General features: G+C 70.7%; 17 protein-coding genes. 14 read left to right on the top strand and 3 right to left on the bottom strand.

Annotated features, from left to right (window positions below):
• The coding region (locus ETD85_RS63410; protein ID WP_170246937.1) for a hypothetical protein at positions 1-1,731 on the top strand (1,731 nt) is incomplete at its 5' end.
• Positions 1,732-1,766: 35 nt separating this feature from the next.
• The gene (rimI, locus tag ETD85_RS31755; RefSeq protein WP_170246936.1) at positions 1,767-2,396 is read left to right on the top strand and encodes a ribosomal protein S18-alanine N-acetyltransferase; all 630 of its coding nucleotides are present in this window, start codon (positions 1,767-1,769) and stop codon (positions 2,394-2,396) included.
• Between the two features lie 95 nt (positions 2,397-2,491).
• Here rimI and ETD85_RS31750 read toward each other — a convergent pair whose 3' ends face one another.
• Complete coding sequence (locus tag ETD85_RS31750; RefSeq protein ID WP_138693486.1) at positions 2,492-2,995, bottom strand: hypothetical protein; 504 nt, start codon at positions 2,993-2,995, stop codon at positions 2,492-2,494.
• A 234-nt stretch (positions 2,996-3,229) separates the two neighbouring features.
• Here ETD85_RS31750 and ETD85_RS31745 point away from each other — a divergent pair, with 234 nt between their 5' ends.
• Together ETD85_RS31745 and ETD85_RS31740 are read left to right on the top strand one after the other, a co-directional pair.
• Positions 3,230-3,640, top strand: a complete 411-nt coding sequence (locus ETD85_RS31745; protein WP_138693485.1) for a hypothetical protein — start codon at positions 3,230-3,232, stop codon at positions 3,638-3,640.
• A gap of 22 nt (positions 3,641-3,662) precedes the next feature.
• Positions 3,663-4,286, top strand: a complete 624-nt coding sequence (locus tag ETD85_RS31740; RefSeq protein ID WP_138693484.1) for a TetR/AcrR family transcriptional regulator — start codon at positions 3,663-3,665, stop codon at positions 4,284-4,286.
• A gap of 58 nt (positions 4,287-4,344) precedes the next feature.
• Here ETD85_RS31740 and ETD85_RS31735 read toward each other — a convergent pair whose 3' ends face one another.
• Both ETD85_RS31735 and ETD85_RS31730 read right to left on the bottom strand, forming a co-directional pair.
• Positions 4,345-5,166 (bottom strand): fumarylacetoacetate hydrolase family protein, encoded by an 822-nt coding sequence (locus ETD85_RS31735; RefSeq protein WP_138693483.1) that lies wholly within the window; start codon positions 5,164-5,166, stop codon positions 4,345-4,347.
• Complete coding sequence (locus ETD85_RS31730) at positions 5,163-6,026, bottom strand: dioxygenase family protein (RefSeq protein WP_138693482.1); 864 nt, start codon at positions 6,024-6,026, stop codon at positions 5,163-5,165. The genes ETD85_RS31735 and ETD85_RS31730 overlap by 4 nt, the downstream gene beginning before the upstream one ends.
• A 334-nt stretch (positions 6,027-6,360) precedes the next feature.
• Between ETD85_RS31730 and ETD85_RS31725 the strand changes: the two genes are divergently transcribed.
• From ETD85_RS31725 to ETD85_RS31680, 10 genes are all read left to right on the top strand, one after another.
• The gene (locus tag ETD85_RS31725) at positions 6,361-7,323 is read left to right on the top strand and encodes a DUF6772 family protein (RefSeq protein WP_338087183.1); all 963 of its coding nucleotides are present in this window, start codon (positions 6,361-6,363) and stop codon (positions 7,321-7,323) included.
• Between the two features lie 8 nt (positions 7,324-7,331).
• Positions 7,332-7,670, top strand: a complete 339-nt coding sequence (locus tag ETD85_RS31720) for a hypothetical protein (RefSeq protein ID WP_138693481.1) — start codon at positions 7,332-7,334, stop codon at positions 7,668-7,670.
• A gap of 13 nt (positions 7,671-7,683) precedes the next feature.
• Complete coding sequence (locus ETD85_RS31715; RefSeq protein WP_138693480.1) at positions 7,684-9,231, top strand: ABC transporter substrate-binding protein; 1,548 nt, start codon at positions 7,684-7,686, stop codon at positions 9,229-9,231.
• Between the two features lie 33 nt (positions 9,232-9,264).
• A complete protein-coding gene (locus ETD85_RS31710) occupies positions 9,265-10,320 on the top strand; it encodes a LacI family DNA-binding transcriptional regulator (protein ID WP_138693479.1) in 1,056 nt (351 codons plus the stop codon).
• Positions 10,317-11,243: an ABC transporter permease gene (locus ETD85_RS31705; protein ID WP_138693478.1), complete on the top strand. Its 927-nt coding sequence runs from the start codon at positions 10,317-10,319 to the stop codon at positions 11,241-11,243. Before ETD85_RS31710 ends, ETD85_RS31705 begins: the two co-directional genes overlap by 4 nt.
• Complete coding sequence (locus ETD85_RS31700) at positions 11,243-12,112, top strand: ABC transporter permease (RefSeq protein WP_138693477.1); 870 nt, start codon at positions 11,243-11,245, stop codon at positions 12,110-12,112. Before ETD85_RS31705 ends, ETD85_RS31700 begins: the two co-directional genes overlap by 1 nt.
• Positions 12,113-12,114: 2 nt before the next feature.
• Positions 12,115-13,104 carry an ABC transporter ATP-binding protein gene (locus ETD85_RS31695; RefSeq protein ID WP_138693492.1) on the top strand — a complete coding sequence of 330 codons (990 nt, stop codon included), beginning with the start codon at positions 12,115-12,117 and terminating at the stop codon, positions 13,102-13,104.
• Positions 13,088-14,107 carry an ABC transporter ATP-binding protein gene (locus ETD85_RS31690; RefSeq protein WP_138693476.1) on the top strand — a complete coding sequence of 340 codons (1,020 nt, stop codon included), beginning with the start codon at positions 13,088-13,090 and terminating at the stop codon, positions 14,105-14,107. Before ETD85_RS31695 ends, ETD85_RS31690 begins: the two co-directional genes overlap by 17 nt.
• Before the next feature lie 65 nt (positions 14,108-14,172).
• Positions 14,173-15,390, top strand: coding sequence for a phospholipase D-like domain-containing protein (locus tag ETD85_RS31685; protein ID WP_138693475.1), 1,218 nt, complete (start codon positions 14,173-14,175; stop codon positions 15,388-15,390).
• Positions 15,391-15,618: 228 nt separating this feature from the next.
• The gene (locus ETD85_RS31680; RefSeq protein ID WP_240779564.1) at positions 15,619-16,890 is read left to right on the top strand and encodes an extracellular catalytic domain type 1 short-chain-length polyhydroxyalkanoate depolymerase; all 1,272 of its coding nucleotides are present in this window, start codon (positions 15,619-15,621) and stop codon (positions 16,888-16,890) included.
• The last annotated feature ends 47 nt before the right edge of the window (positions 16,891-16,937 follow it).

Raw genomic sequence — 16,937 nt, 5'->3', positions numbered from 1 at the left:
CACCCGCCCTCCCGCTTCGAGCCGGTGGACACCTGGCGCGAGCTCTACATGGCCGCCCAGCTCCAGCGGCTGCAGCCGCGTCACCACCGCGTCCTGTTCGTCTGCAACGCCACGCACGTGCGGCCGATCCAGCAGTTGATCCGCCGCCCGAGCCTGCTGGCCGACGTCGACAGGTCGGTGCTGCCGCAGGCGAGGTACCGGATCTGGGATCCGAGCCTGCCGATCCTCGTGCGCTATCTGGACTACATACCCCGTCTCGTCGAAAGGTACGAGAAAACGCGAGCGGCCGGGCGCGGCCACGAGTTCGACAAGCGCACGGCTTTGCTGGAGCTCATCTACCAGATCAACCAGGAGGCCAAGGACCTGCGATTCTCGATCCGGCACTATCAGGCCTTCTCCCAGATACTGACGAAACTGCTGGAGGCCGAGAAACGGATCTCGCCGCAGTTCGAGACGGTGTTGCTGGCCAGCGGAAGCTGCTTCAACAGCCCGTTCAGGGAGCGGGTGTTCCGCCATCTCATTGGCTATTTCGACCAGGTGAAGGCCGAGCGGATCGGACGCATCAAGAACACCAAGGAGAGCCTTTTCGAGATCAGCGTGGCGGCGCCCAGCGACAGCGAGAAGATCTATGTGGCCCGTAATTGCAGCCATTTCGAGCACAGCTACGAGATCGTCTACGCGCCCGCCGACCACCAGCCGGACGGCGACGGCCCGCCACCCGAGTCCGCGCCGGACATGCCGCCCGGGCCGACCCTGGAGGTGGAGCTCGACAATCCGCGACTGCCCCGGAAAGCGCGCCGGCCGTTCTCCGGCGGGAACTTGACGGCGTCGAGCTGGCCGCCGGCCGACGCGTTCATCAACGACATGCGGAGCAAGGCGTACGGACTGGCCAAGGCGATCGGCAGCAAGCAGGTGAAGAGCGTGGAGTTCCGGGGGTCGCTGCAGGACGGCATGGACTTCCGCCGGACATTACGCAGCTACTACAAGGGCCGGCCCAAGCTGTACGTGCGGCAGGCGATGCCCCGGGAGCGGAAGAGCGTCGACCGGAACGAGCCGGTCATGTGGCTGTTCGACGGCTACGACTCCGCCGCGCCGGACGACACCGCCTCCGTCCGGCCGGCGACCGCCCGCTGCGAATTCGCCTCCAGCTACAGCGGCAGCGACTTCGACCAGCGGATCACCGACTGGTTTCTCCAGAAGCCCCTGACCGACCGGCCCGATCTGAAGAACAAGTACGGCGAGGCGGTCCGGGTGACCGCGCACGAGCTGTACGGCCGGGTGTCGTTCAAGGACTGGGGCCTGACCCTCGACGAGATGCGCGCCCGGCTGGGCGGCGACCTCGATCGGCGCGTTCCGCTGAGCCACGCGCTCGACGACGCCCTCTATTCCACCTGGCACCTGGCCTATCGCTACGACCTCGACCTGTCGGCGGAACGCTGGTGGGAGATCATGCTCGTGGCGGCCGTGCACTACGCCAAGGAGAACGTCGTGCTCTTCACCCCGCCCAAATTCGCCGTCCCGGTCGGCATCAGCGCGCTGGCGGCCGCGCACGGCAAGGGGATCGTGCACGTACCGCTCGCCAAATTCACCCACGAGGAGCAGCGCCGGCTGCGCGTCCAGTATTTTCTGGAGCACCAGTACGCCAAGACGTACGGCGACATCAACGACCCCGAATACCGTGGCCATCTCGTCAGCCGATTCGCCGACGTCATGAAACTCTTCTGGGAATGACCCGATCGCGTCCGACAACAGCGTGGGGTGTCCGTATGGCGTTCATGGGCCGGCCCGGATTCGGCAGAGGCAGGCCGGGTCCGCGTCACTCCAACCGGATCCCGCTCCCGCCGGAGGGCGAGCCGGGCTTCCTGGTGTTCGAGAGCATGACGCCCGCGGACGTGAACGAGGTCGCCGAGATCGAGGAGGCGAGCTTCCCGACCCCGTACACCCCCCAGATCTTCCGGGACGAGCTGCGCGAGGGGTGGCCGGCCTGCTGGTGGGTGGTCCGCCACGACGACGGGCGCGGCGGGCGCGGGCCCGCGCCGATCGTCGCCTACATCGGCTACTACCTCCAGCGCGACCGGGCGCACATCGCCAAGATCGCCACGCATCCCGGCTGGCGGCGCCGCCGGCTCGGGGAATGGCTGCTGCTGAACACCCTGCTGGTGGCCCGCGAGCAGGGCGCCGCCTACGTGTCGCTCGAGGTCCGCGAGAGCAACACCGCGGCTCAGCGGCTCTACTTCAAGTGGGGGTTCGTCCAGCTCCGCCGGTTCAGGGGATATTACGAGGACACCGGCGAGGACGGGCTCATCCTCGTCTTCACCGGCCTGGCGGACCGGCGCACCGCGAGCCGGCTGCGGCAGGAGCTGGCCGGCGTCGAGATCGTGCCGCCCGCCGGCTGACAACGGCACAACCCAACCCTGGCTGGGACGGCGTGGCCCGCCCGTGCCGCGGAAGCCTCCGTGGCACGGGCGGGCACTCGGAACGCGCGATCAGGTCAGAAGGGCTGGTTGTCCAGCGAGTTGACCTTGATCGCGGTGATCTTCACCTGCTGCATCCGCACCTGGGCCGTGCCAGCGGGCTTGGTGCAGGCGAAGGAGAGCTGCCCGGTGCTGGTGAAGTTGTGCACGACGTTGAGGAAGACGCCCTGCTTGCTGTTCGGCGGCAGGGTGACCTCGGCGACGTCGGTGTCGGCACCGCCGGCCGCGCTGATCAGGCACGTGTAGCTGATCGCCGCGGACCCGGTGTTCTGGGCGGTGAGCTTGGCGCTGATCGTGTACGCGCCGGTGCCCAGGAACATGCTGAAGCCGGGGCTGATGGAGTTGGAGTGGATCAGCTCGTTGTTCCAGCGGCTGATCACCTCCGGCGGGACCGCCTCGGCCGATGTGGCGTTGCCCGCCAGCAGCGCGCCCGCGGCCACCGCTGTGGTCGCCACGGCGGCCAGCGCGGACAGACGCAGGCTCCTGCGTCCGCGAACCGGGGTGGTTGACGGCATGGTCATACAGGTCTCCAGACAGTGGATGCGATCTCCCGCGCGGGACCGCGCAGGGAGCGGCACGCCCGTCGCCGGCCGAGGCGGCGCCCGGCGGCTCGCGTGCACCCCAGGAACTTAGCTCCCGGCAGTCACGATGGACCGCGCAGAAATACCCGCCCCCGCTGTGCCGCGCGGTATCGCGAGGGAGGGCCGGGACCTGCCCGGTTGCGCTTGTTATCCGGATGAGTAATTATTACTCGCATGGATAAAACAGTGCCGGCCCAGCTCGGGCTGATCAGGAAGCTGTTCATGGCGGTCGCGGTCTTGGCGGTGGCGACGCTGGTCGCCGCCGCGCTGCTGCGCGACCGCCCCGACCTGGTGAACTGGGTGGTGTGGGTGCGCGGGGGCGCCGTGGCGCTCGCGTCCCTGTGGCTGTTGTCCCTGGTCAGGCAGGCCGGCCGGGGCAGGCGGTCGGCCTACGTGCGGATCCGCGTCATCTCGGCGCTCGCGCCGATCGGCGCGCTGGCGATCCTGGTGGCCCCGGACAGCGGCTACCCGATGTGGATGAAGGCCGACCAGGGCGTGATCGGCCTGCTGCTGGCGGGAGTCGCCGTGGTCGCCAACCAGGCCGCCATGCGCAGGGCGTTCGTCAAGCCTGGCAAGCTGGGCTGAGCGCGTACAGAAAGGTGCTCACATGCCCGCGTCTCCACCTCGGACCGGCGACCGCGCCCAGGCGACCAGGGCCAGGCGCGAGCAGATCGTCCAGGCCACGATCGAGGTGCTGGCCGGGAAGGGCTACGCGGCCACGACGTTCGAGGCGATCTGCGGGCACGCGGGGCTGAGCAGCAAGCGGCTGATCTCCTATCACTTCGCCACCAAGGACGACCTGCTCGCGGCGGTGCTGACCACGGTGATCGCCGACGCCGCGGCCTACATGCACCCGAGGATCATGGCGGCGGACGGCCCGCGGGCCCAGCTCAGCGCCTACATCCGCGCCAACGTGGAGTTCGTCGCGGCCCACCCCGCGCACGTGCGGGCGGTCCAGCAGATCGCCTTCAACGCCCGGCCGCGGCCGGGCGTCTCACCGGACTCGCCGGGCTCGCCGGGCTCCGCGGAGGACACCGCCCTGGCGCTGCTGGCCGAGCTGTTCGAGCGGGGCGTACGGGCCGGCGCGTTCCGGCCGCTCGACGCGCGCCTGATGGCGACGGCCGTCCGCGCCGCCATCGACGCCGCCGCCGGCCCGCTGCTCGACGGTCTCGACCCGGAGCACTGCGCCACCGAGCTGGCGACCGCCTTCGACCACGCCACCCGAGCCTGACCCGCCGGAGACAGGCGCCTCACACCAGAGCGCGTCCCCGGCGGCGGCGTGAGGGCGGTCAGGCGATGGGGGTGCGCAGGGTGCCGAGCCGGTCGATCTCGACCTCGACGACGTCTCCCGGCTGGAGCAGCCACGGCGGGGTGCGGACGTAGCCGACGCCGTCGGGGGTGCCGGTGGCGATGACGTCGCCGGGGTTGAGCGTGAAGGTGCGGCTGATCAGGGACAGCACCTCGCCGACGCCGAAGATCATGTCGCGGGTGTTGCCGTCCTGGACGGTCGTGCCGTTGACCCGGGTCCGCACGCTCAGCCCGTCGCGCAGGCCGCCCACCTCGTCGGCGGTGACGATCGGGCCCATGGGCCCGCTGCGGTCGCCGTTCTTGCCGAGCGTCCACTGCGTGGTGAGCTTCTGGGCGCGGCGGGCGGTCAGGTCGTTGAAGGTCGAGTAGCCCAGCACGGCCGCCTCCGCCGTCTCGGCGTCGGCGTCGCGCAGCGGCTCGGCCACGTACGCGGCCACCTCGCCCTCCCAGTCCAGGCCCGCCTCGCCGGACGGCACGGGCGCGGGGACGCCGCCGACGCTGAGCGAGGCCGTCCACCGGCCGAACAGCGTCGGGTGGGCGGGCACCTCGAAGGAGCCCTCGGCGGCGTGCGCCCGGTAGTTCAGCCCGACGCACACCACCCGCGCCGACGGCGGCACCGGCGGCGCGAAGCTCACCGACCCGGCAGGCACGCCCACGCCCTGGAGCTGGGCGGCCTTCGCCGTCCAGCCGCGCGCGTCCGCCCAGAACCGGGCCACGTCGGTCACCACCAGGACGGCGTCGCCGTCCAGGCGGGCGACGTGCACCGTGTCGTCCCCCGGGAGCCGCACTCCTGCGAGCTTCATCGTCCGTCCTTCCAGTCGAGCGGGACCAGCTTGAGATCGAACTCGATCTCCTCGTACGGGCCGTCCATCTCCCACCCGCCGGTGCGCTCCCGCGGGCGGCAGATCAGCTCCTCCTTCACCGCGTACGCGGCGTCGGAGTCCAGGTAGGGGTCGCCGGCCAGGAAGACGTGGGTGGTCAGCGGCCGGTAGCCGGCGGCGGTGACCCGGTAGTGCAGGTGCGCGGGGCGCATGGGATGGCGGCCGATGGCGCTCAGCAGCCGGCCGCCGGTGCCGTCGGTGGGCACCGGGTAGCTGCTGGGCCGGATCGTGCGGAACCAGTAGCGGCCGTCGGCGTCGGTGGTGAACAGGCCGCGCAGGTTGCCGGGGTCCTGGGCGGCGTCCTGCGTGTCGTACAGGCCGGCGTCGTCGGCCTGCCACAGGTCCACGTGCGCGCCGGGCAGCGGGGTCCCGTCGCAGTCGAGCACCTGCCCGTGGACCACCGTCGGGACCGCCCGGTGCCGCTCGGGGCCGGTGCTGATCCAGGCGCCCAGGTCGCGCTCGGGCGCCGGCGAGTGGAACGGGCCCTCCACGGAGGAAGGGGTCATGTTGTCCGGGCCGACGTGGTTGACGTCGTCGACCGCCGTGGTGAGGCCGAGCATGTCGGACAGCAGGATGAGCTCGTTGCGCTCCGGCGTGCACATCTTCCCGGTCTCGACGAGGAAGTCCAGCCCGGCGAGCCACTCCCGCTCGGTGGGGCGTACCTCCTCGACGAAGGCGTGCAGGTGGGCGACCAGGGCGGAGACGATCTCGTTCAGGCGCGGGTCGGGCCCGTTCACCTGGCTCAACACCCGGGTCAGGGTCGGACGCGAGGTCTGCGTCATGTCGCACCGCCCCGTCCGGTGCACTTCACGTGCTTCATGGCAACACTCCTGGTCAACGGGATGCCGGCTGGTGTCAAACATCCGTATGTTTAGGTGATTATCCCCCCATGGGAGGTTATCGGCCAGCCGCTCGCCCTGCCCGGCGATCCGGTGGATCCGTTCGGGTGGTTTTCGGCCGGGCACGGGCAGGAGAGCGCCGTGTGTCCGGTTATGTCGCCCCAATCCCTTGACATCCACAGATGTGGCAAGTTAGCGTCCTCGAAACCTGGAATTAACGTTCACGTGAACGTTCATCCTCCCCAGGTAATTTTCGATGGGAAGGACGCCCTTGAGCGTGGAGACCACCCATGCCCCCGCCGAGGATCTGCGCCGCGCACTGATCGCGGCCGATCCGAAGCTGTCCAAGTTCAATCCGCTCCCCCGCATTCTCGCCTTCGACGAGTTCAACACCGGAACGCACGGCTGGTGCGAACTCATCGGCAATCACGACGGCCACGGAAATCTCGACACGGTCGACGTGCACATGCGCGACTTCCGGCCGCCGCAGCTCAGCTCGTGCGATTTCTTCGACATCGGCACGCATGCCGCGATGAGCGGGAATTACGCGCTCAAGGTGGCCACCCGCCCGGTGACCGGCCACACCGCGGTCGCGATCCGGCGGCTGACCATGGCCCAGCGCGGGGTCGTGCAGTTCGAGACGTACTTCACCTACAAGAGCGAGGCGGCCACGGCCGACTCCTCGCTCGGCAACAGCTTCGGCGACGTCGAATGGGATGCGAACTCGCACCCGTCCGAGGCCCAGTTCGGGGCGTTCACCGTGGCCACGGACCTGTGCGACGGCGAGGGCGTCCGCTACCACTGCGTGGCCCGCTACCAGAACACCGACCTGGACAACCGGTTCACCAGGCGCTGGATCTACCCCGTGGTGCCCGAGCCGACGCCCAAGGAGAACCTGCACAACCAGGAGAACCTCTCGCCGGTCGAGGACTTCACCGCCTTCCGCCCCGAGGACTGGCACCCGTTCGACGAGGAGCCTCAGTACCTCTGCTACAACGAGGTCCCGACCAAGGTCAATTGGCACTACCTGCGCTGGCAGTTCGACACCAGGACGCGGACGAATATCGAGCTCCAGGTGAATGACCGGGTCATGGACATGCGCCAGATCCCGGTGCCGGCCTACGCCGACAAGTACGACGGCCTGGAGAACCTGCTCAACTTCTACGTGAGCGTGCGCACCCATTCTCCGGTACGCAATTTCCTTTTCCTTGATTCCGCACTGATTTCCGTGGATTGGTGAACACCGGCATGAGGCACGCTCTTACCGCGGTTCTGGAGCGCAACACCACTTTTTCCGCGGATTTCACGACCGAGCCGTACGAGGCGGGCTGGGCGGCGGAAGCCCGCTGGTTCGTCCGGACCCTGGCCCTGGAGGGCGAGGAGCCCACACTGCGCCTGACCGCCCAGATCTCCCCTGACGGCCTGCACTGGTGCGACGACGACGAGAGCACCGAGCGGCTGGCCACGGAGCCGGGGCTGGTGTCCCTGCGGGTGCGCGAGTTCGGTCACTGGCTGCGCCTGAGGGCGACGCTGACCGGCGGCGGCCCCAAGGCGAAGGTGCTGATCTACCTGGCGCTCAAGAGCTGAGAGAGGAACGGACATGACAGCACTGGAGGGAGTGGGCAGGCGGCAGTTCCTGACCCTCCTGGGAGCCGGGGTCGCCGGCGCCTCCCTCCCCGCCCTGGTCTCCGGGTGCGCCCCTGGCGGCCCGGCGACGGGGTCGGCCGCGGGGACCGAGCGAGCGCTCAGCGCCGCTTTCTACCAGGCGATCAACGACCTGGACCCGCACGGGGCCAGCGCGGTGGACGAGGCGTCACTCCTGGCCAACCGGCAGATCTACGACACGCTGGTCGCCAGGGACGGCGAGCGGCTCGGGCCGCGCCTGGCCACCTCGTGGCGCCAGCCCGACGACAGGACGTGGGAGTTCACCCTCCGCGAGGACGTCGTCTTCCACGACGGCAGCAAGCTGACCTCGGCCGACGTCAAGGCGTCGCTGGAGCGGCTGGCCGCGTCCGACGGCCCGCAGAAGCCCCTGTGGTCCGGGGTGTCGGCGATCGAGGCGCCCGACGCCAAGACCGTCCGGATCACCACCAAGGATCCGCTCGGGACCATGCTGGTGAACCTGACGCTCGCGTTCATCCTGCCCGCCGCCCAGATCGGCAAGGGCGACCTGTCGCGCAAGCCGGTCGGCAGCGGACCGTTCGCGGTCGAGTCGTTCACCCCGTCGTCGCAGCTCGTGCTCAAGCCCTCCCCTTCCTACTGGGGCGGCGCGTCCAAGCTGGCGGGCCTGCGCCTGCCGTACATCCCCGAGGCCTCCACCCGCATGACCTCGCTGCAGAACGGCGAGGTGGACGTCACCTGGATCATCCCGCCCGACGAGCTCAAGCGGCTCGGCGGCGTCAACGGGGTGAAGGTCGAGAGCAAGCCGGGCGTGAACTACTTCCTCGCCTGGTTCAACTGCGGCAGGAAGCCGTTCTCCGACCCGCGCGTGCGCCGCGCGCTGCACCACGCGCTGGACGTCAAGGGCATCGTCTCCAGCCTGTACGGCGACGCCGCCGCCGTCATGGACGCCCCCATCCCGTCCGCCGTCTTCGGCCACGCGCCCCAGCAGCCCTACGAGTACGACCCCGACCTGGCCAAGCGCGAGCTGGCCGAGGCCGGATTCGGCTCCGGGATCCGCACCTCGATGATGTGGTTCAAGGACACGGGACCGCTGGCGACCGAGCTGGCTCAGTCGATCATCTCGGCCTGGGCCAAGGTCGGCGTCGTCGTCGAGCCGCAGCAGATCGAGAAGGCGGCCTGGCTCAAGCGGCTGACCGCCCTCGACTGGGACATCGAGCTCCAGGTCAACACCGTGACCACGGGCGACGCCGACTACACCCTCGGCCGGCTCTACACCAGCGAGGCCAACCGGATGGGTTACCGGAACAAGGAGCTGGACGGCATTCTCGCCAAGGCCAAATCGACCTCCGACCAGGAGGAGCGCAAGTCGTTGTACGGCCGGGCATGCGAGATCATCTGGCGTGACGCGGTCGGCGTCTTCCCCGCGGCGCTGTCCAGCACGTACGGGCTGCGTTCCACCGTGGCGGGATTCGTCCCCGCGGCCAACAGCCAGCCCGAGTTCCGCACGGTGTCCACCGCCGGGTGATCCATGTGGAACCACACAGAGTCCGGGAGCGCCATGCGTGAGGCACGCCGTACCACACTGAAGGACATCGCCGAGAGCCTCGGCGTCTCGGTGAACACCGTCTCCAGGGCGCTCGCCGACAAGGACAGCGTCGGCGTGGAGACGCGGAACCGGGTCAAGGCCGAGGCCGAGCGGCTCGGCTACGTGCCGAACTCCACGGCCAGGTCGCTGGTCCTGGGCTCGGCCAGCACCCTCGGCATGGTGATCACCAACCCGTCCAACCCCTTCTACGCCCAGCTCATCAGCGGGATGGAGCAGCGCTGCCGGCGGCACGGCTACTCCTTACTGCTGATGGCGACCGAGGAGAGCCTGGCCAACGAGCGGCGCGCGGCCGAGGAACTGCTGCGCCGCGGCGTGGACGGGGTGCTCGTGGTGACGGTGCAGGAGGGCGCCGACCACTGGCGGCGTTTCAGGGCGGCCGGGGTCCCGGTCGTGCTGATCAACCGTGACGTGCCGGAGCTGAACACCGACCTGGTGGGCGTCGACCACGTCCAGGGCGGCTACGAGGCGGCCAGGCACGCCATCGCGCAGGGCGCCCGGCAGATCTACTTCCTGGAGGAGGATCTGGGCGTCTCGTCGGTGTCCGACCGCGTCGAGGGCTACCGGCGGGCCATGGCCGACAGCGGCCTGCCCGTCGAGCCGGACACCATGATCAAGGTGCCGACCCGGCGGCTGGAGCAGAGCGCCATGCCGTGGGACCCGAGCGAGGCGTATCGGCTGGTCAGAGAGGTCGTGCGGACGGCGCAGCGGCCGATGGCGTTCGTGGCCGGCAACGACTACTTCGCGCTCGGCGTCTACCGGGTCGCCGACGAGGCCGGGTTGCGGATCCCCGAGGACATCCGGGTCGTCGGCTACGGCGGCCACCCGTTCGCCCCCTACGTGATCCCCTCGCTCACCACCGTGGAGCTGCCCGCCGCCGAGATCGCCGTGTCCGCCGTGGACCACATGCTGGGCCGGCTCAAGGGGACGGCGGCCGAGGGGACCCCCGAGCAGATCCTGTTCCCGCCGCGCCTGGTCGTACGGGCGTCGAGCAGCGGGAGCGGCACATGACCGCCTTCCTCGGCCGGCGGCTCGCCCAGGCGCTGCTCCAGATCTGGGGCGCCATCACGATCGTCTTCATCGCGTTGCGCGTGCTGCCCGGCGACCCGGCCGAGCTGATCCTCGGCAGCCAGGCCACGCCCGAGGCGCTGGAGACGCTGCGCGCCCAGCTCGGGCTCCGCGACCCGCTGATCGTCCAGTACTTCGACCACCTGCGGCACGTCGTCACCCTCGACTTCGGCCAGTCCTGGCGGCAGGGCGTCAGCGCCCTGGACGCCACCATGGAACGGCTCGGCCCGACGCTGACCCTGTCCGCGTGGGCGATGGTGATCACGATCGCGCTGGGCTTCGCGGCCGGCTCGTTCGCCGCCCGGCGCGCGAACACCTGGGCCGACCACCTCGTCTCGGTGTCCTCGCTGGTCGGGCAGGCGCTGCCGCCCTTCTGGATCGGCATCATGCTGTCGCTGATCTTCGCGCGCTGGCTGCAGATCCTGCCCAGCACGGCCGACGGGAGCATGGTCAGCCTGCTGCTGCCCGCGCTGACGCTGGCGCTGCCGTTCGTGGGGTGGCTGGGCCGGCTCGTCCGGACCGGGATCCTCGAGGAGATGAACCAGGACTACGTCCGCACGGCGCACGCCAAGGGGCTGAGCCACCGGGTGGTCTTCTACATCCACGTGCTGCGCAACACGCTGGTCCCGGTGGTGACCATGCTGGGCCTGCTCATGGGCTACTTCATCGCCAACGGCGTCATCGTCGAGGTGATCTTCGCCTGGCCCGGGATCGGCTCGCTGCTGGTCGACTCGATCACCTTCCGCGACTACGCCGTGGTCGAGGCCGTCCTGACCGTGATCACGGTCTGCTACATCCTGCTCAACCTGCTGGTCGACGTGCTCTACGTGTACCTCGACCCCAGGATCCAGTTGGAGAACGCCTGATGTCAGTGAACACCCAGGTCAGGGCGCTCCCTCGCCGGCTCGGAGGGCTGCCCCTGCGCGCCCACCTCGCGCTCGGGACCGTGCTGCTGTTCGTGCTGGCCGGCCTGTTCGGGCCGCTGCTCGCGCCGTTCGACGCGGCCGTCACCAGTCCCGTGGACCGGCTGCTGCCGCCGGGGAGCCGGCTGTCCGACGGCGCCGTCGCGTGGCTCGGCACCAACCAGGTCGGCCAGGACATCCTGGCCGAGGTGCTGGCCGGGATGCGCACGTCGCTGACCGTGGCCCTGGTGACCGTGGTCGTCGGCGGATCGGCCGGGCTGCTGCTCGGCCTGCTCGCCGGCTACTTCGGCGGCTGGGCCGACGGGATCATCTCCAGGATCGGCGACATCCAGCTCGCCTTCCCCAGCCTGCTGCTGGCCATCCTGCTGGCCGGCGTGCTCGGCCCGAGCATGGTTAACGTGATCATCGCGCTGGCGGTCACCAGATGGGTGATCTTCGCCAGGGTGGTGCGCGGCTCGGCGCTCGCGGTGCGCGACCGGGAGTTCGTCGACTCCGCCCGGGTGATGGGCGCCTCGCACGGGCGCATCCTGCTCACCTACATCCTGCCGTCGTGCCTGCCGCCGCTGCTGGTGGCGGCGACCGTGCAGGTCGGCCTGACCATGGTCGCCGAGGCGTCGCTGAGCTTCCTCGGCCTCGGCGTACCGGCCTCCCAGGCGTCCTGGGGCTCGACGATCGCCGAGGGCCGCGACTACCTGGCCTCGGCCTGGTGGATCGCCGCCGCGCCGGGCGCCGCGCTGGCGCTCGTCGTGGTGAGCATCGGCATCCTCGGCGACCTGCTGCGCGACGCCTCCGACCCGATGACGGAGCTGTGACGATGGTGAACCTGCTGGAGGTCGAGGACCTGGCCGTGGAGTTCGACACGCCGAAGGGTCCGCTGCGGGCCGTGCGCGGGGTGTCGTTCGAGGTCGGCGAATGCGAGACGCTCGCGATCGTCGGCGAGTCCGGCAGCGGCAAGAGCGTGACCGCGCAGACGTTGATGGGGCTGGTGCCGCTGACGGCGCGGATCGCCGGCGGGCGCGTCTCGATCGAGGGCCGCGACGTCGTCGGCCTGCCGGACCGCGAGTGGCGCGAGCTGCGCGGCGAGCGGATCGCGATGATCTTCCAGGATCCGCTGAGCGCGCTCAACCCGTCGCTGACCGTGGGCTACCAGATCGCGGAGATGTTCCGCCGGCACCGGGGCACGCGCCGGGCCGAGGCCCGCCGCCGGGCGGCGGAGCTGATGACGCAGGTGGGCATCCCGGACGCCGAGCGGCGGCTGGACGACCATCCGCACCGCTTCTCCGGCGGCATGCGGCAGCGCGTGATGATCGCGATGGCGCTGGCGCTCGACCCGCGGCTGCTGATCGCCGACGAGCCCACCACCGCCCTGGACGTCACCGTCCAGGCGCAGATCCTGCGGCTGCTGCGGCAGCGCCAGCAGGCCGAGCGGCTGGGCATGATCCTCATCAGTCACGATCTCGGCGTGGTCGCGCGGGCGGCCGACCGGGTGGCCGTCATGTACGCCGGCCGCATCGTGGAGACGGGCACCGTGGCCGAGGTGTACGAGCGGCCCGCGCACCCGTACACGCTGGGGTTGATGCGGGCCGTGCCCGATCCCCGCGACACCGGCGCCCCGCTGGAGGCCATCGACGGCCAGCCGCCCGACCTGGCCACGCCGCCCGCCGGGTGCGCCTTCCACCCGCGCTGCCCGTTCGCCAGGGACGTCTGCCGCACGGACGACCCCGCGCCGCGCGCGCTCGGCCCCCGCCGGGCCAGCGCCTGCCACTTCGCCGAGGAGGTGATCGCGAATGCCGGCCGAGGCTGAGCCCCTGCTGGAACTGACCGATCTGGTGACCAGCTACCGGCTGCGCGCCGGGATCGGCCGGCCGGGCGGCGAGGTGCGCGCCGTGGCCGGCGTGAGCCTGACCGTCCACGCCGGCGAGACCGTCGGCCTGGTCGGCGAGTCCGGATGCGGCAAGTCCACGATCGCGCGGACCATCGTCGGCCTGGTGCGCCCGGCCGCCGGAAAGGTCCTGTTCGAGGGCCGCGACCTGGCCGCGCTGCCGGCCAGGGAGCTGCGCCGGCTGCGCAGGGAGATCCAGCTCGTCTTCCAGGACCCGTACGCCGCGCTGAACCCGCGCATGACCGTCGCCGCCCTGATCAAGGAGGCCTGGCGGATCCATCCGGGGCTGGTGCCGCGCGAGCGCTGGGACGAGGAGGTACGCGCCCTGCTCGGCCGGGTCGGCCTGCGCCCCGAGCACGCCGATCGCTACCCCCACCAGTTCTCCGGCGGGCAGCGGCAGCGCATCAGCATCGCCAGGGCGCTGGCGGTGCGGCCGCGGCTGATCGTCTGCGACGAGGCCGTGTCCGCGCTCGACGTCTCGGTCCGGGCCCAGATCCTCAACCTGCTGCAGGAGCTGCAGCGGGACCTGGGCGTGGCGTACCTGTTCATCTCGCACGACCTGGGCGTCGTCCGGCACCTGTGCGACCGGGTGGCGGTCATGTACCTGGGCAAGATCGTCGAGAGCGGGTCCAAGGAGAGCCTCTACGGCGGGCCGTCGCACCCGTACACGCAGGCGCTGCTGTCGGCGGCGCCGAGCCTGGACGACTGGCGGGACGGCGAGCACGGCGAGATCGTCCTGACCGGGGACGTCCCCTCGCCGCTGAACCCGCCGTCGGGCTGCCGGTTCCGCACGCGCTGCTGGCGGGCCGAGGAGCGGTGCCGGGAGGAGGAGCCGGCGCTGATCGAGCGGGACACGGGGCATCCCGTCGCCTGCCACTTCCCGGGCGCGGTCACCGCCGCCGCGACGGCGGCTCCCGCGCCCTGAGCTTCGTGACCTCATCCCCCATGTCGAGGCAGGCCGGCAGCGGCCGCCTCGTGAAGGAGTGATCCATGCCAGGCAAGCTCATCTCCGTGGCGGCCACGGGCGCCGTCACGGCCGCGCTCACCCTCACGGGCGGCGGCCAGGCCGCGTCCACGCTCACGTCCGCGGGCGCCGGCCAGGCCGTGGCCTCGTCCGGTGCGTGCGCGGACGCGCCGGCCACGCCCGTGAGGACGGGCGCGGTGTTCAACGACCCGGCGGGCGGGGACCCGGCCGCCCTCGTGCGGACGATCTGCGGCCTGGTCCGCCAGACCCCCTCGGGAGCCCGCATCCAGGTCGCCCACTTCGTCATGTCGGGCACGGCCGGCACGGAGTTCGCCGACGCGCTGATCGAGGCGCACCGCCGTGACGTGGACGTGCAGGTCGTCCTGGACGGTGACACGCGTGGCGCGGCCATCGCCGCGAAGCTGTCGGCCGAGCTGGGCACGGACACCGCGGCCGGCTCGTGGGTGCACGTCTGCACGGGCCCGCCCTCGGGAGGCACGGCCGCCTGCATCGGGAACAAGGGGCAGCACAACAAGTTCTACCTGTTCTCCCGCACCGGCGACGCCTCCAGCGTGGTGGTGCAGTCGTCGGCCAACCTGACGGACCTCAACTCCGCCACGTACTGGAACAACGCCGTCGTCCTGCCCGGCAACCGCGCCCTGTACGCGGCCTACGCCGGCTACTTCGCCGACCTGGCGGCCGAGCGCAAGAGCCTCGACTATTACCGCGTCGTCAGGACCGGCGGGCCCGGCGGCTCGGTGCAGGCGCACTTCTTCCCCAAGGCGAGCGGCGACCCCGTCCTGGACTCGCTCGGCAAGGTGTCCTGCCGGGGCGGCGCCACGATCCGCGTCGGCATGTCGGAGTGGGACGCCTACCGCATCGCGATCCCGCAGAAGCTGCGCGACCTGGCCGCGCGCGGCTGCACGGTCCGGATCGTGTACGGGATCATGGACGACGAGGTCAAGCGGCTGCTGCTCGCCGAGCCGCGCGTCGAGCTGCGCGTCCTGGGTGACGGGAGCGCGCTGCCCGGTCGCGTCCACTCCAAGTACCTGCTGGTCGAAGGCACGTACGACGGGCACCGCGACGCCCGCTGGGTGTTCACCGGCAGCCACAACTACAACGAGACGTCGCTGCGCCGCAACGACGAGACGCTGCTGCGGCTGGGCAGCCGGGCGGTGTACGACCAGTACGTGGCCAACTTCGAGCGGATGAGCGCCGTCGCGCCACCGGCCGTGCAGCCGTAGCCTGCTCGGGCCCGCGCGCGCGGGCCTGCTCCGGCCTGCGCGCGCGGGCCTGCTTCGGGGCTGAAACTTTCGCCGACCACCAGATCGTTTCCGCACGTAGGAGCAGGCCGCGCCAGGCCACCCGAAGTCCGAGGCTTGCCAATCTGAAACTTTCGCCTCAGTATCGAAACATTTCGGGCGCGAGCGAAAGGGCCTCGGATGAGAGTGCGAGTTCGTATTGCGGGATTCATGATCATGGCGGCGGTGCTCGCCGCCGCCGGTCTGGCCCTCGCCACACCGGCCTCCTCGGCGCAGCTGACGGAGATCACCGGCTTCGGCACCAACCCCAGCAACCTGCGGATGCATCTGTACGTCCCCGACGGCGTCGGAGCCCGGCCGCCGGTCCTGGTCGCCGTCCACTACTGCACCGGCTCCGGCCCCGCCCTCTACTCCGGCACCGAGTTCGCCTCGCTGGCCGACCGGTACAAGTTCATCGTCGTCTACCCGTCGGCCACCAGGAGCGGCGCCTGCTTCGACGTCTCCTCGCCCCAGGCGCTGCGGCACGACGGCGGCAGCGACCCGGTGGGCATCGTGTCGATGACCAGGTACGTCCAGCAGCGCTACGGCGGCGACCCCGATCGCACCTACGTCACCGGGGTGTCCTCCGGCGCGATGATGACCAACGTGCTGCTCGGCGACTATCCCGACGTGTTCAAGGCGGGGTCGGCGTACATGGGCGTACCGTTCGCCTGCTTCGCCACCACCGACGGGTCGAGCTGGAACAGCGCGTGCGCCAACGGCCAGATCGTCCGCACCCCGCAGCAGTGGGGCGACCTGGTGCGCGCGGCGTACCCCGGCTACGGCGGGGCGCGGCCCCGGATGCAGATCTGGCACGGCACCGAGGACGCCACGCTGCGCTATCCCAACTTCCAGGAGCAGATCAAGCAGTGGACCAACGTCCACGGGCTGAGCCAGACGCCGAGCCTCACCGACACGCCGCAGGCGGGCTACACCCGGACGCGGTACGGGAGCACGGGCGGCATGGCGCAGGTCGAGGCGATCAGCATCCAGGGAGCCGGGCACGACCTGCCCAGGGCCGGGATGGCCGCCGAGACGATCCGCTTCTTCGGCCTGAACACCGGCCCCACCACCACCCCCACCGTGACGCCGACCGTCACCCCCACGGTCACCCCGACGGCCACGGGTCCGTGCCAGGTGACGTACGCGATGAACACCTGGAACACGGGGTTCACGACGGCGGTCTCGATCACCAACTCGAGCTCGGCGGCGGTCAGCGGCTGGCGGCTGACCTTCACGCTGCCGCAGGGGCAGACGGTCACGTCCGCGTGGAACGCCTCCATCTCGCCGTCCAGCGGTCAGGTCACCGCGACGAACGCCTCCTACAACGGCTCGATCGCGCCAGGAGCGTCGGTGTCGTTCGGTTTCCAGGCCACCCATTCGGGCAACACGAGCAAGCCCCCCTCGTTCGCCCTCAACGGCACCACCTGCTCAGCAGCCTGACCATCTCCGGCGACGACCGCCTGCTCGTCCCCGCCCGGCAGCGGGCT

The organism is Nonomuraea zeae (assembly GCF_005889725.1).
Lineage (GTDB): Bacteria > Actinomycetota > Actinomycetes > Streptosporangiales > Streptosporangiaceae > Nonomuraea > Nonomuraea zeae.
This window is presented reverse-complemented; position numbering and strand designations above follow the sequence as displayed.

What these genes read in the sequence shown, in the direction of transcription:
- rimI (WP_170246936.1), top strand. Translation starts at nt 1,767, where the DNA reads ATGGCGTTCATGGGCCGGCCCGGATTCGGCAGAGGCAGGCCGGGTCCG.
- ETD85_RS31750 (WP_138693486.1), bottom strand. Translation starts at nt 2,995, where the DNA reads ATGACCATGCCGTCAACCACCCCGGTTCGCGGACGCAGGAGCCTGCGT.
- ETD85_RS31745 (WP_138693485.1), top strand. Translation starts at nt 3,230, where the DNA reads ATGGATAAAACAGTGCCGGCCCAGCTCGGGCTGATCAGGAAGCTGTTC.
- ETD85_RS31740 (WP_138693484.1), top strand. Translation starts at nt 3,663, where the DNA reads ATGCCCGCGTCTCCACCTCGGACCGGCGACCGCGCCCAGGCGACCAGG.
- ETD85_RS31735 (WP_138693483.1), bottom strand. Translation starts at nt 5,166, where the DNA reads ATGAAGCTCGCAGGAGTGCGGCTCCCGGGGGACGACACGGTGCACGTC.
- ETD85_RS31730 (WP_138693482.1), bottom strand. Translation starts at nt 6,026, where the DNA reads ATGACGCAGACCTCGCGTCCGACCCTGACCCGGGTGTTGAGCCAGGTG.
- ETD85_RS31720 (WP_138693481.1), top strand. Translation starts at nt 7,332, where the DNA reads ATGAGGCACGCTCTTACCGCGGTTCTGGAGCGCAACACCACTTTTTCC.
- ETD85_RS31715 (WP_138693480.1), top strand. Translation starts at nt 7,684, where the DNA reads ATGACAGCACTGGAGGGAGTGGGCAGGCGGCAGTTCCTGACCCTCCTG.
- ETD85_RS31710 (WP_138693479.1), top strand. Translation starts at nt 9,265, where the DNA reads ATGCGTGAGGCACGCCGTACCACACTGAAGGACATCGCCGAGAGCCTC.
- ETD85_RS31705 (WP_138693478.1), top strand. Translation starts at nt 10,317, where the DNA reads ATGACCGCCTTCCTCGGCCGGCGGCTCGCCCAGGCGCTGCTCCAGATC.
- ETD85_RS31700 (WP_138693477.1), top strand. Translation starts at nt 11,243, where the DNA reads ATGTCAGTGAACACCCAGGTCAGGGCGCTCCCTCGCCGGCTCGGAGGG.
- ETD85_RS31695 (WP_138693492.1), top strand. Translation starts at nt 12,115, where the DNA reads ATGGTGAACCTGCTGGAGGTCGAGGACCTGGCCGTGGAGTTCGACACG.
- ETD85_RS31690 (WP_138693476.1), top strand. Translation starts at nt 13,088, where the DNA reads ATGCCGGCCGAGGCTGAGCCCCTGCTGGAACTGACCGATCTGGTGACC.
- ETD85_RS31685 (WP_138693475.1), top strand. Translation starts at nt 14,173, where the DNA reads ATGCCAGGCAAGCTCATCTCCGTGGCGGCCACGGGCGCCGTCACGGCC.
- ETD85_RS31680 (WP_240779564.1), top strand. Translation starts at nt 15,619, where the DNA reads ATGATCATGGCGGCGGTGCTCGCCGCCGCCGGTCTGGCCCTCGCCACA.